The following is a 13,421-nucleotide window of genomic DNA, read 5'->3' as shown; positions in this document are numbered from 1 at the left end:
ATAATGCGCGCATGGCGTCGACGGTGTACCTTGCTGCCCCATGACGAGACCGTGGCGGCTCATCGTGTCACTGCTCGCCGTGCTGGGCGCCATGCTCGGCGCGCCGAGCGCCGGCGCCCAACGCGTGCTCCGCTGGGGCGGCGACGCGGAGGGCGGTACGCCGTTCGTCGAGGCCGACCCCGCGAACCCGTCGCGCGTGCGCGGCTTCGACGTCGAGATCGCGGAGATGCTCGCGCGCGGGCTCGGACGCACGCCGCAGTTCGTGCAGGTCGCGTGGGCGTCGATCCCGCAGTCGGCCGAGCGCGGCGACTTCGACATCGGGCTGTCCGGCGTCGAGGAGCGGCCGGAGCTCGCCGCGCAGCACGCGCTCACGCTGCCGTACTACGAGTTCCGCGAGGTGCTCGCGGTGCGCGTCGCCGACTCCGCGCGGTATCGCCGGCTCGCCGACCTCGCCGGCCATCGCGTCGCGACGCTCGGCAGCACGGGCGCGTATCAGATCCTCCTCGACGCGCAGGCGAAGACGGGCCTCGTGCCGATCTCGTACGACGACGACGTGCACCCGTACGGAGATCTCGTCGCCGGCCGCGTCGACGCGGTGCTGCTCGACCACATCATCGCCGAGCGCTCGCTGCGGCGCGTCGGACGCGGGAAGTTCGTGATCGTGCCGGAGCCCGTGGCGACGGGGCACTACGTCGGCGTGCTCGCGCGCGCGAACGTCGCGCTGCGCGACTCGATGAACGCGATCCTGCGCGCGCGCGCATGGCCGACGGCTCGCTCGAGCGCACGTTCCGCGCGTGGGGCGTGTGGGACGACTCGCAGACCGCGCACTTCCGGCGCGTGCTCGCTGCGGCGCCGCAGGCGGGGGCATCGGAGATCGCCGCGCCGCACCCCGACACCGTGCCGCGAGCCGCGCAGGCGAACGCCGCGCTCACGTACGTGCCGGCGCTGCTGCGCGCGGCGGGCGTGACGCTCGCGCTGTCGCTGCTGTCGATGGTGCTCGCCGTCACGATCGGCTGCGCGGTCGCCGCGGGGCGCGTCTACGGGCCGGCGTGGTCGCGCGCGCTGCTCGGCGTGTACGTGGAGGTGATGCGCGGCACGCCCGTGCTGCTGCAGCTGTTCGTGATCTACTACGGCCTGTCCGACGTCGTGCGGCTGCCCGCGTTCCTCGCCGCGCTGCTCGGCCTCGGCCTGAACTACGCGGCGTACGAGTCCGAGATCTACCGCGCGGCGCTCGAGGCGATCCCGCGCGCGCAGCTCGAGGCCGCGCGCACGCTGGGGCTCTCCGAGCGGCAGAGCCTCTGGCTCGTGCGCGGCCCGCAGGCGCTCCGCCTCGCCCTCGCGCCGATGACGAACGACTTCGTCGCGCTACTGAAGGACTCGTCGCTCGTCTCGGTGATCACCGTCGTGGAGCTCACGAAGCAGACCGCGATCTACGCGACGAACGTCGGGAGCTGGGTCGTGCCCGGGATCCTGTGCGCGCTCGCGTATCTCGCGCTGTCGCTGCCGCTGTCGCGCTTCGCCCGCCGACTCGAGCGGCGATTGAGCCTGGCATGATGCCTTTCGTGTCTCACGCGGAGGCGCGGAGGCGCGGAGGCGCGGAGAACGCGGAGAAACGCCTTCTGTGCAACGACCACTGGGGATCCGAAGGCGACACCATGAAGATCTCGAGATCCCTTCCGAATCGCCTCTGGATCCCCAGAAGTAGTTCTCCGCGTTCTCCGCGTTCTCCGCGCCTCCGCGTGCGACGACCGAGCGAATGAATCGATGAGCGGATCGTTGGTCATCAAGGACCTGCACCTCATGCGCGGCACGCAGCACGTGCTGCGCGGCGTGAGCCTCGACGTGAACCCGGGGCAGATCTCCGTGCTCATGGGGCTCTCCGGCGCGGGCAAGTCGACGGTGCTGCGCGCGGTGGCGGCGCTGCAGCCGTTCAGCTCCGGCGCGATCACGGTCGGCGACGTCGCGCTGCAACCGGGACCGCTGCCGCCGGAGTCGAAGCTCAAGCCGCTGCGGCGCACGGTCGGCTTCGTGTTCCAGGCGCACGCGTTGTTCGAGCACCTCACGGCGCTCGACAACGTGACGCTGGCGCCGATCCACGTCCTCGGCTGGACCCGCGAGAAGGCGGAACGGGTCGCGCACGAGCTGCTCGCGGAGCTCGGCGTGGACCAGCGCGCCGACGCGTATCCGCGCGAGCTCTCCGGCGGCCAGGCGCAGCGCGTCGCGATCGCCCGCGCGCTCGCGCCGGGCCCCAACGTCCTGCTCATGGACGAGCCGACCTCCGCGCTCGACCCGGCGCGCCGCTCCGCGTTAGGCGAGACGCTGCGCGAGGTGGCGTCGAACGGGCGCGGGCTGCTCATCTCCACGCACGACGTGGACTTCGCGCGCGGCTTCGCCGACGAGACCATCGTGCTCGCGAACGGCGTCGTCGTCGAGGAAGGACCGGCGCGCGAGGTGTTGGGCAACCCGCAGCACGCGGCGACGCGCGCGCTGCTGCACGGCGAGAGCACGACGCGTGACGCGTGACGCGCGAGGGCGACGAGTCAGGCGAGGCCGCCGCTGCCCACGGGCGGCGGGAGGATGACGCGCGACGCGCTGTCGATGCAGACCAGCTGCACGGCCGCGTCGTCCCGCAGCACCGCGAACGCCGGGTCGTGGCGCAGCCAGGCGACGTCGGCCCACCCGGCGTCGGCGGCGCGTCGCAGCCCGTCGACGGCGTCGGCCGAACGTCCCATCACGGCGAGCGCCGCCGCGCGCTCGTAGAGCACTTCGGCGTCCGAGCCGCCGACGAACCAGTTCCACACGAACCGCCCGCGCTCGCCGAGCAGGCCGTCCGTCTCGACGAACACGCGCTCGGCATCGGCATGTCGCCCGAGGCGCTGTAGCGCGCGCGTCAGGCCGAAGCGCGCCTTCGCCCAGTGCGCACCGATGTTGATGCGATGCGGGCGCGCCTCGGCCACCTCCGCGGCGCGCGCGAACTCCTCCCGCGCGCGCTCGGACGCATCGCGCCGCTCGGCGAGGCAGCCGCGCGCCCAGTGTGCGTAGGTGGTCATCTGATCCGCCCACGCGTGGTCCGCGCCCGTGTAGCGCGCGACCGCCTGATCCAGCAGCCGCGCCGCGTCGTCCAGCTCGTCCTGCCCGAGATGCAGTGCCGCGCGCTGGATCAGCGCGCCGACGAAGCGGACCCCGGCGACCGCCCGCTCGTGACTCACGGCGGTGTCCAGCGGGCCCACGGCGTGACCGTACGCGCCGCGCACGAGGTACAGCGAGCTCAGCACGGTGTACCCGGAGAAGTGCTCGGGCCGCAGGTGCACCGTGCGCAGCAGCGCGGACACCGCGCCGGGGAGGGCAGCCAGATCGTGCCCCTCGAGCGCGCGGGCGACCCGGGCGACGCCGAGCATGTACCAGCCGTCGAACCCACCAGGGTCGAGATCGATCGCACGTCGCGCCGCGATCTCTGCGTCGTCGAACTCGTGCCGGCGCGTTCGCATGTACGAGAGCCACGCCCACGAGCCGCCGAGCGTCGCGTCGAGCGCGAGCGCGCGCGTGAGGAGCTCGGTCGCCTCGTCCAGCACCTCGCGTCGGCCGGAGGCCACGTACATCGGCACACGCAGCGCGCCCAGCTCCGCGTAGGCGAGCGCATAGCCCGGGTCGAGCGCGATCGCCGCGCGCAGGTGCTCCTCGGCCACCCGCGTGCTCTGCTGCCCGAACTGGATGCGCGCGCGGAAGCCGCGCACGTAGTGCTCGTACGCCGTGAGGCGCGTCGTCTGCGGCTGCCGGATCCGCGCGAGCTCGCCGCTCGTCAGCTCGACGTCGAGCGCGGCGGCGAGCCCCGTGACGATGCGGTCCTGCAGCGCGAAGATGTCGTCCATCACCCCGTCGAGCTTCGCTTCCCAGAGCGCGACGCCTTCCTCCGTCCCCGCGAGATGCGTCGTGACGCGGATCCGGGTGCCTAACTTCTGGAACGCGCCCCAGACGACCCAACGCGCCCCCTCGGAGCGGGCGAGCGAGATCGCGTGCTCCGTGTCGACGGGCCGCCCCTGCCGCACCGTCTCGATCCGACGTCGTGTGCCGGCGTCCTGCGCGACGACCTTGAGGCCGGCGATCTTGTTGAGATCCGCGCCCAGCGTCTCGGCGATGCCCGTCGAGAGCCAGTCCGCATCCGCCGCGGCGGCGATGTTCGCGAACTCGAGCACCAGTATCCGCTGCCGGGCCGCGTGCTGCCGCTCCACCGCGCGGATCCGCAGGTCGGCGGGCGACGGCGCGCGGGCGTCGACGAGTGCCCGCTCGAGCGTGGCGGCGAAGTCGCCCGCGGTGTCGAAGCGCTCGTCCGGTTCCTTCGCGAGCGCGCGCGTCACGGCGTCACCGGCAGCGGGCGGGAGCGGCCCCTGCGCTCCGACGAGCGGCGGCGGTGGGCTGATCACGTGCTGCGCCATCACCGCGGCGGCGCCGCCCCGGAACGGCGGCGCGCCGGCGAGCAGCTCGTAGGCCACGCACGCGAGGCTGTAGATGTCGCTCCGGCGGTCGACACGCGGCTCGGCCGCGGCCTGCTCGGGGCTCATGTACGCCGGTGTGCCGAGCGTCACGCCGACGGACGTCAGCGTCTCGTTGCTCTCGGTCGCCGTGCGGGCGATGCCGAAGTCGGCGAGGAGGGCCTGCGCGCCGGTCAGCAGGATGTTCTCCGGCTTCACGTCCCGATGGACCACCCCGCGCGCGTGGGCGTAGTCCAGCGCGTCGGCGACCTGTCGAACGACACGGGTCGCCTCGTCGAACGCGAGCGCGCCCGATCGGTCGAGCCGCGCGCGCAGCGACTCGCCCTCGACGAACGGCATGACGAAGTACAGCAGCCCGTTCGTCTCGCCCGAATCGTACAGCGGCAGGATGTGGGGATGCTGCAGGCGCGCGATCATGCGGATCTCGCGGGCGAAGCGCTCCGCGCCGATCGTCGCCGTCAGCTCGGGGAGGAGGACCTTGATGGCGACCTGCCGATCATGCTTCCCGTCGGCCGCCAGATAGACGCGCGCCATCCCTCCACGACCGAGCTCCCGGTCGATCGTGTAGCGACCGCCTAACGCGAGTCCAGGCTGGAATTCGGTGACGCGCGAGATATCGACCACGCGCCAACATAGGCGCCGCGCTGCCGCACGCCAGCGCTTCAGCGTTAGGCTGCGGGGTGACGGGACCCGCCGCCCCTCGCCCGTCGCGCGTCACGGCTTGGCGAACGGCTCCGCGAGCTGGACCTCGGCGGCGCGCCACACGCCGTTCGCCTGCGTGAGCACGAGCCGGAAGCGCGCCTCGGCGTCGCGCCGGATCGCGCTCCCGCGGCCGAGGGGCGTGCGCCAGTGCAGCCACACGTGGAAATCCGCCACGGCGCGCTGCGCATCCGCGACCACCGGCGGCCCGATGATGATCGGTGAGACCTCGAGCCGGTCGGCCGAGCGCAGCCACGCGGTGAACGCCCGTGCATCGGCCGACTCGGCGAGTCGCGGGCCGCGCTCCCCGGCGCGATGGTTCACGAGCGCGGTGACGAAGCCGTCGATCGCCTGCCGCGCGGCGGCGCGTCGCACGGCCGCTTCATGCACCTCGCCCGTCTCGTGCGCATCGCGCGGGACGTCGGCGAGCACCGAGTCGGCCGGCGCCGCCTCGCCCGTCGACGCGCTCGCGACGAGCGCTCGTGTCCGCGCAGAGCGGCCGCGCGCGACGGAGGCGACGTGCGTGGCTCGCTGCCGCCGACCGTTCCGCGCCGCGACGTGCGTCTTCGCGACCGGCACCGCGCGCGGCGGCTCGACGTTAGGCACCTCGCGGGCCGGCACCTCCGGCGCCAGCACGAGCGCGGGCGGCGGCGGCGTGGGCGCCACGATCACCGGCGCGGGTCGCGGCGCCGGAGCGGGCGCGGATGCGGGTGGCGACGCGGGCGCCGATGCGCGCGTCGATGCGGGCGTCGATGCGGGCGCGGACGTCGGTGCGGAGACCGGCGACGCGGGACGCCCGCTCTTCGGCGCACCGCCGCGGGCCATCATCCGCACGCCGGCGAACGCCATCATCGCCACGCCGACCGCGGCGAGCCCGCGCCACCAGAGGCTCCTGCGCGGCACGCGTGACGCGATCACGCGCACGCGATCGACGACGAGCGGCCCGTGCGCGGCGTCGGCGACGGCGAGCGCACCGGGACGCACGACGCGCAATGCTCCCGACGACGTCGTCGTCGGCAGCGCGTCCCGCGCCGTGTCGTTCGGCGTCACGGCCGCGACGCGTGCGGCGAGCGCCGCGCTCAACTCCGCCGCGGTCGGCCCCGTGGGGTCGACGAGCTTCTCCTGCACCGCGGCGAGGTCGGGCCACCGCTCGCCGGGGATCGTCGCGAGCATGCGGTCGACGAGCTTCACGAGCGGCTCCGGCGCGTCGAGCCAGGCGCGGCGCAGCGACGGCGCCTCGCCCATGTGCGCGAGCCGCACCTCCGCCGCCGTTCCCGCGAACGCGGGCGTGCCGGCGAACAGCCGATAGGCCACCGCGCCGAGCGCGTACTGGTCCGACGCCGCCGTCGGCGCCGCGCCGCGCCACTGCTCCGGGCTCGCGCACGCCGCGACGCCGACCGCGAAGCGGTTCGCCACCTCGGCGATCTCGAAGTCGCCGACCACGACCGCGCCGCGCCGGTCGACGAGCACGTTTCCCGGCTCGATGTCGCCGTGGACGATGCCGCGGTCGTGCGCGTAGCGCAGCGCGGCCGTGACCTGCGCGAGCACGTGGCGCGCGAGCTCGGTCGGCAGCGGCGTGCCGTCGCGCAGCAGCCGCTCGAGCGAGCAGCCATCCACGTACTGCATGACGAGGAACTGCAGTCCCTTGCGCTCGGGCGCGCGGAAGACGCGCAGCACGTTCGGGTGCGCGCCGAGGCTGGCGGCGCGCGACGCGGCGCGCCAGAAGCGCATCAGCAGCGCCTTGTGCCGCGCGTGCTCCGGCCGCACGACCTTGATGACGACGTCGCGGTCGAGCCCGACGTCGCGCGCGAGGTAGGCGACCGTCATGCGGCCGCGCCCCAGCTCGCGTACGAAGGCGTACTCGCCGAGCGTGGCCACCTGCAGCCGTTCGAGCAGCGCCGTCCCCGACGGGTCGTAGCGCACGGCCGAGTGCTCGGCGACGGCGGCCTCGCATGTGAGGCAGAGCGTCGCGCCGCCGATGACGTCCACGCCGCAGCCCGTGCATCGGGCAACCACCAGCATCGTCAGACCCTCCTTGGTCGCTCGCGAAGTTGGGCCTGCCGTCACGGGCCGTGCTGTGACGCGCGTCACACCGTCGTGCCGGCCTTGCCGAGCCCGGTGCCGCGCGCGAAGGTGTAGCGCACCTCGTGCTCCTCTCCCCGCCCGGAGGCTCCATGCATCGCCGCACGTTCCTCGCGCAGCTCGGCGCGCTCGCCGCCGCGCCTAACGTTCTCGCCGCCGCCGCGAAGCCGAAGCCGCGGCTCGGCATCCAGCTCTACACGCTCCGCGACGACGCGCGGAAGGACCTCGAGCGCACGCTCGCGTCGATCGCCCAGATCGGCTACACCGACGTGGAGCTGCTGCAGTCGATGAAGAACTTCGGCATGCCGCCGAAGCAGCTCCGCGCGGTGCTCGACCGGCTGCACCTGCGCGCGCCGTCGACGCACCTCGGCACCGCGGAGCTCGACGACCTGCAGCACACGCTCGACGACGCGCACGTGCTCGGCCACAAGGCCATCATCCTCGCGAGCCTCCCGGGGTCCGCGGCGGGCAACCTCGACGCGTACCGGCGCATGGCCGACCGGCTGAACGCCGCGGGCGAGGCGGCGCGCAAGTCGGGCGTGTGGGTCGGCTTCCACGACGAGGCGCAGGACTTCAAGGCGGTGAACGGCGTGGTGCCGTACGACGTCCTCGTGCAGCGCACCGACCCGAAGCTCGTCCGCCTGCAGCTCGACACCGGCAACTGCGCGGTGGGCGGCGGCGATCCGCTGGCGTACCTCGACAAGTACGCGGACCGCATCTGGTCGTACCACCTGAAGGACGCGCCCGCGTTAGGCGCGTCGCACGACGTGGAGCTCGGCAAGGGCGTCGTGAACTTCAAGCGCCTCATCGCGCGCATGCACCACCGCAAGGAGGCACTGATCTACATCGAGCAGGAGTCGTACACGGCGACGCCGCTCGAGGCGGCACGGAAGAACTATCAGTACCTGGCGCCGCTGCTCGGGTAGAGGTTTCGGGCGCGGCGGGCTGGGGACCGTGGCGGCTCCGCGTTTAGCAGCGCGGAGCCGCTTTCGCGTCTCCGCAGCGGCTTCACGCAGGTCGCTCGCCACGGCCCCCAGCCCGCCGCCGACCGAACGACCAACACCGCAGCCTCGCGGCTTTGCAGCTCACCTTGGGCGTTAGGCGCCGCGCGACGGGGCTAGACGGGATCGTAGCGCACATGCACACATGCGGCCATGTCCATCTCCGTCCGGCCAGCGACCGCCGCCGACGCGTCGCGCCTGAGTCAGCTCGCCGCCGCCACGTTCCGCGAGACGTTCGAGGGCGAGAACACGCCCGAGGACATGGCGCGCTATCTGGCGGCGTCGTTCACGCCGGAGCGTCAGACGGCCGAGATCAGCGATCCCGCCGGCACCGTGCTGCTCGCCGAGCACGACGCGGAGCTCGTGGGCTACGCGCACCTGACGTCAGGGCCGGCGCCGGCCGCGGTGCAGGGCACGGCCCCGCTGGAGCTCAAGCGCCTCTACGTCGCCAGCGCGTGGCATGGGCGGGGCGTCGCCCAGGCGCTCATGAATGCCGCCATGGACGCCGCGCGCGCGCGCGGCGCCGAGACCCTGTGGCTCGGCGTGTGGGAGCGGAACCCGCGGGCGGCGGCGTTCTACCGGAAGCACGGGTTCGAGCGCGTGGGCGAGCACACGTTCGTGCTCGGCGCCGACCCGCAGACCGATTGGATCCTCGCGCGGCCGCTCGGCGCGACGAGCGCGAGGCGGGGCGAGGGGTAGGGGGTGGGCGACCCCACTGAGGCGAGTGCGGAGACGCCGCACGCAGCGCGCGGCTCCGCCTCGCCGAAGTCGGGAGCCCACCCCCTACCCCTCGCCCCGCCGATCCCCCAATGCCTAACGCCTAACGAGAAGCCGTCACGCGTGCGGCGCCCACGCCGGATCCCCCTTCTTGTAGTCGACGCACGGATCGAACCGCCCCGGCGTCTCCTGGTACCGCATGGCCTTCGTGTACCCGATCTCCGACGTGAAGAAGCCGAGCAGCGCGAGCTCCTTCATCATCCGGAAGTAGTGCGCCGGCGCATCCGCGGTGATCGCCGTCGCCGGATTCGCGGCGCCGCTGCCGACCGCGTTCTGCTGGCGTGGGTCGCCCTGGAGCGGCTTCTCGGCCTCGCCGCCCTGCTGCGGCGTCTCCTTCTTCGACGTGTCCTTCGCCGTGTCGGCGTGGCCCGGCTGCACGCCGACGACCGGCGGCGGCTGCTTCGCGCGGGCCGCGGCGCGCGCGTCGCTGTACGTCTTCTGCTCCTTGTCCAGCTCCGTGAGCAGCGCGAGCCGCTGCGCCGGCGTCGACTGCATGAAGCCGTGGCCGTGCATCTTCGTGCACGCCTCGTCGACCTTCTTCATGCCGTCACGGAACGTCTGCTGGTCCTTCGGATCGTAGGTGTCGGTGACCATGAGCGCCATGAACGCGCCCGTCTGCGCCGCCTTCGCGCCCGGCGACTTCGCCGTGGTCGGAAGGATCGTGTCGGCCACCTCGTCGAGGAACGCGACGTCCTGGGGCGAGAACTGCCCCGTGCCCGCGGCCGTCGTGTCGGCGCGCGGCTGCTCGCGCTGACAGGCCTCCAGCAGCGCGCTCCCGCCCACCAGGGTCAATCCGCCCAACAGCCCGCCGACGCGGAAGATCGCCTCGCGCCGGCCGATGAACCGGTCCTGCTCAGAGTGATTTGACATGGGATCCCGTGCGTGGCTGCGTGGCTGCGTAGCAGCGGTGGGTTCAGATGTTGCGCCGATTCAGCTCGCGCACCGCGAAGTCGGCCGCGCGCGCGGTGAGCGCCATGTAGGTGAGGCTCGGGTTCACGCAGTTCGACGAGACCATGCACGCCCCGTCGGTCACGAACACGTTCGGCGCGTCCCACACCTGGTTGTTCGCGTTCAGCACCGACGTCTTCGGGTCGCGTCCCATGCGCGCGGTGCCCATCTCGTGGATGCCCATCCCCGGGAAGCACTCGTTCTCGTAGGTCGACACGTTCGTCGCGCCGGCGGCGGTGAGCATCTCGGCCATGTCGTTCATCATGTCCTTGCGCATCGCCCGCTCGTTCTCGCCGAACGCACAGTCGATCTTGTGCACCGGCAGCCCCCACTTGTCCTTCTTCGTCTCGTCGAGCGACACGGTGTTCTTGTGATCGGGGAGCATCTCGCCGAACGCGGTGGCGCCGACGCCCCACTGACCGGGCTGCGCCATCTCGTCCTTGAACGCGCCGCCGACGCCGAGCTCCGCGACCGCGCGCGACCACCCGTCGCGGCTCGCGCTCCCCTGATAGCCGAAGCCGCGCAGGTAGTCGCGCTTGTCGCCGAACAGGTTGCGGTAGCGCGGGATGTAGAAGCCCGCCGGCCGGTTGCCGAAGTAGTACTTGTCGTCGAACCCGGGCAGCTGTCCGTTCGCGCCGAGTCGGAAGTGGTGGTCCATGAGGTTGTGGCCCAGCTCACCCGAGCTGCTGCCCAACCCGCCCGGCCAGACGTCGCGCGCGGAGCGCAGCAGCACCCACGTCGAGTTCAGCGCCGACGCGCAGAGGAACACGACCTTCGCCTTGTAGTCGGTCGTCTGATCGTTCGTCGCGTCGATCACGCGCACGCCGGTCGCGCGCTTGCGATCCTTGTCGTACAGCACCTCCGTCACGATCGCCCACGGCTTCAGCGTCAGACGGCCGGTCTTCACCGCCGCCGGCAGCGTGGACGACTGCGTGCTGAAGTAGCCGCCGTACGGGCAGCCGAGCCAGCACGCGTTGCGGTACTGACACGCGTTCCGACCGGGGAGCTGCTGCGTCGCGTTCGCGACGCGCGCGTGGACCATGCGCCGCTTGCCGCCGAACGCCGACTGGATCTTCGCGGCGACCGCCTCCTCGGCGCAGTTCAGGGGGATCGGCGGCATGAACTGGCCGTCGGGGAGCTGCGGCAGCCCGTCGCGCGTGCCGGAGATGCCGGCGTGCTTCTCGACGTGGTCGTACCACGGCGCGATGTCGGCGTAGCGGATCGGCCAGTCGATCGCGATGCCGTCCTTCGCGTTCGCCTCGAAGTCGTAGTCGCTCCACCGGTAGCTGTGCCGTCCCCACATGAGCGAGCGCCCACCGACGTGGTAGCCGCGGTACCAGTCGAAGCGCTTCACCTCCGTGTACGGCGACTCGCGCTCGTCCACCCACCAGTCGAGGTTCTTCTCGTTCAGTGGATAGTCGCGCCGCAGCACGGGGTACGCGGCCTCCATCGCCTTCGTGCGCCCGCCGCGGTGCGGGTACTGCCACGGGCCCTTCGTGGCGTTCACGTAGTCCTTGATGTGCTCGATGTTCTTGCCGCGCTCGAGCAGCAGGACGCGAAGCCCCTTCTCCGTCAGCTCCTTCGCCGCCCACCCGCCCGAGATGCCCGAGCCGACGACGATCGCGTCGTATTCCGTGGACTGCACTGCGTCCTCCCGTGTGAGTACGTGACTCCGTGAACAGTGCGTCGCAGCAGCCGTTACAGGTTGCGTCGGTTGAGTTCGTCCACCGCGAAGGCGGCGGCGCGCGCCGTCAGTGCCATGTACGTCAGCGACGGATTCTGGCAGGCGGTCGAGGCCATGCACGCGCCGTCGGTCACGAAGACGTTAGGCGCGTCCCACACCTGGTTGTGGCCGTTCAGCACCGAGACCTTCGGGCTGCGCCCCATGCGCGCGGTGCCCATCTCGTGGATCCCCATGCCGGGGAACGACTCCTGCTCGAACGTGTGGACGTGCTTCACCCCGCACGCCTCGAGCATCTCGGCCATGTCGTTCTTCATGTCCTTCCGCATGAGGCGCTCGTTCTCGCCGTGGCCGCAGTCGATCTTCAGCACCGGCAGCCCCCACTTGTCCTTTCTCGACTCGTCCAGGGTCACCGTGTTGGCGTGGTTCGGCAGCATCTCGCCGAACGCGGTGCCGCCCATCGTCCACTGCCCCGGCTCGGCCGCCATGTCCTTGAAGTCGCCGCCGACGCCGAGCTCCGCGACCGCGCGCGACCACCCCTCGCGGCCGGCGCTCCCCTCGTAGCCGAAGCCGCGCACGTAGTCGCGCTTCTCGCCGAACAGGTTGCGGTAGCGCGGGATGTACAGCGAGTTCGGCTTCCGCCCGAACTGGTCCTTCTCCAGCAGCCCCGGCTCGTCGACGACGCCCTGCGCGCCCACGCGGAAGTGATGGTCCATGAGGTTGTGACCCAGCTCGCCCGAGCTGCTGCCCAACCCGCCGGGCCACACGTCGCGCGCCGAGTTGAGCAGGATCCACGTCGAGTTGAGCGCGGACGCGCAGAGGAAGACGACCTTCGCGCTGTACTCCGTGGTCTCGTTCGTCAGGCCGTCGAGCACGCGCACGCCCTTCGCGCGCTTGTTGTCCTTGTCGTACACGACCTCGGTGACGATCGCCCACGGGCGGAGCGTGAGGCGCCCCGTCTTCACCGCCGCGGGGAGCGTCGACGACTGCGTGCTGAAGTACGCGCCGTACGGGCAGCCGAGCCAGCACGCGTCGCGGTACTGGCAGGCGCCGCGGCCGGGGAGCGGCTGCGTGAGGTTCGCCGTGCGGCTCGGGATGATGCGGCGGCGGCCGCCGAAGTTCTCGGCGAGGCGGCGCGCGATGATCTCCTCGGCGCAGTTCAGCGGCATCGGCGGCTGGAACTCGCCGTCGGGGAGCTGCGGCATGTGCTCGATCGAGCCCGAGATGCCGGCGTGCTTCTCGACGTGCGCGTACCACGGCGCGACGTCGGCGTAGCGGATCGGCCAGTCGGTGCCGATACCCTCCTTGCCGTTCGCCTCGAAGTCGAAGTCGCTCCAGCGGAACGAGCAGCGCCCCCACATGAGCGAGCGTCCGCCGACGTGGTAGCCGCGGTACCAGTCGAAGCGCTTCACCTCCGTGTACGGCGACTCCTCGTCGCTCGCCCACCAGTCGAGGTTCTTCTCGTTCAGCGGGAAGTCGCGCTTGAGCACCGGGTACTTGTGCTCCATCGCCTTCGTGCGGCCGCCGCGGTGCGGGTACTGCCACGGCGCCTTCGTGGCGTTCACGTAATCCTTCACGTGCTCGATGTTCTTGCCGCGCTCGAGCAGCAGCGTGCGCAAGCCGCGCTCGGTGAGCTCCTTGGCGGCCCAGCCGCCGGAGATCCCGGATCCCACGACGATCGCGTCGTAACTCGTCGCCTGCACCTCGGCCTCCCGTCGCGAGTGAGATGACTGCGTCAGCGGT

The 13,421-nt window shown here is 72.1% G+C and carries 10 protein-coding genes; 5 read left to right on the top strand and 5 right to left on the bottom strand.

Translation table 11 applies throughout. The features are described 5' to 3' along the window. Nucleotides 1-40: 40 nt before the first annotated feature. The 3 genes from J421_RS34110 to J421_RS23990 all read left to right on the top strand — a co-directional run bounded on the left by J421_RS34110 (nt 41) and on the right by J421_RS23990 (nt 2,523). Nucleotides 41-967 carry a substrate-binding periplasmic protein gene (locus tag J421_RS34110; RefSeq protein ID WP_104023371.1) on the top strand — a complete coding sequence of 309 codons (927 nt, stop codon included), beginning with the start codon at nt 41-43 and terminating at the stop codon, nt 965-967. Next, complete coding sequence (locus J421_RS23995) at nt 898-1,554, top strand: amino acid ABC transporter permease (RefSeq protein ID WP_236646357.1); 657 nt, start codon at nt 898-900, stop codon at nt 1,552-1,554. Before J421_RS34110 ends, J421_RS23995 begins: the two co-directional genes overlap by 70 nt. Nucleotides 1,555-1,764: 210 nt before the next feature. Beyond that, nucleotides 1,765-2,523: an amino acid ABC transporter ATP-binding protein gene (locus J421_RS23990; RefSeq protein ID WP_104023232.1), complete on the top strand. Its 759-nt coding sequence runs from the start codon at nt 1,765-1,767 to the stop codon at nt 2,521-2,523. 17 nt (nt 2,524-2,540) lie between these two features. On the opposite strand, the gene J421_RS23985 is transcribed toward J421_RS23990, so the two are convergent. After that, nucleotides 2,541-5,114, bottom strand: a complete 2,574-nt coding sequence (locus J421_RS23985) for a protein kinase domain-containing protein (protein ID WP_025413656.1) — start codon at nt 5,112-5,114, stop codon at nt 2,541-2,543. Between the two features lie 90 nt (nt 5,115-5,204). After that, a complete protein-coding gene (locus J421_RS23980) occupies nt 5,205-7,211 on the bottom strand; it encodes a serine/threonine-protein kinase (protein ID WP_104023230.1) in 2,007 nt (668 codons plus the stop codon). Nucleotides 7,212-7,363: 152 nt separating this feature from the next. Here J421_RS23980 and J421_RS23975 point away from each other — a divergent pair, with 152 nt between their 5' ends. Beyond that, nucleotides 7,364-8,197, top strand: coding sequence for a sugar phosphate isomerase/epimerase family protein (locus J421_RS23975; RefSeq protein ID WP_025413654.1), 834 nt, complete (start codon nt 7,364-7,366; stop codon nt 8,195-8,197). 228 nt (nt 8,198-8,425) lie between these two features. Further along, complete coding sequence (locus tag J421_RS23970) at nt 8,426-8,971, top strand: GNAT family N-acetyltransferase (RefSeq protein ID WP_104023229.1); 546 nt, start codon at nt 8,426-8,428, stop codon at nt 8,969-8,971. A gap of 135 nt (nt 8,972-9,106) precedes the next feature. Here the strand turns inward: J421_RS23970 and J421_RS23965 are convergent, their stop codons facing one another. Genes J421_RS23965 through J421_RS23955 form a run of 3 tightly spaced genes read right to left on the bottom strand, consistent with a single transcriptional unit; the run spans nt 9,107 to nt 13,381 of the window. Continuing rightward, nucleotides 9,107-9,919 (bottom strand): gluconate 2-dehydrogenase subunit 3 family protein, encoded by an 813-nt coding sequence (locus tag J421_RS23965; RefSeq protein WP_025413652.1) that lies wholly within the window; start codon nt 9,917-9,919, stop codon nt 9,107-9,109. Nucleotides 9,920-9,962: 43 nt separating this feature from the next. Next, nucleotides 9,963-11,642 carry a GMC oxidoreductase gene (locus J421_RS23960; RefSeq protein ID WP_025413651.1) on the bottom strand — a complete coding sequence of 560 codons (1,680 nt, stop codon included), beginning with the start codon at nt 11,640-11,642 and terminating at the stop codon, nt 9,963-9,965. 53 nt (nt 11,643-11,695) lie between these two features. Next, nucleotides 11,696-13,381 carry a GMC oxidoreductase gene (locus J421_RS23955; protein WP_025413650.1) on the bottom strand — a complete coding sequence of 562 codons (1,686 nt, stop codon included), beginning with the start codon at nt 13,379-13,381 and terminating at the stop codon, nt 11,696-11,698. Between the last annotated feature and the right edge of the window lie 40 nt (nt 13,382-13,421).

This window comes from Gemmatirosa kalamazoonensis (genome assembly GCF_000522985.1).
GTDB classification, from domain to species: domain Bacteria; phylum Gemmatimonadota; class Gemmatimonadetes; order Gemmatimonadales; family Gemmatimonadaceae; genus Gemmatirosa; species Gemmatirosa kalamazoonensis.
This window is presented reverse-complemented; position numbering and strand designations above follow the sequence as displayed.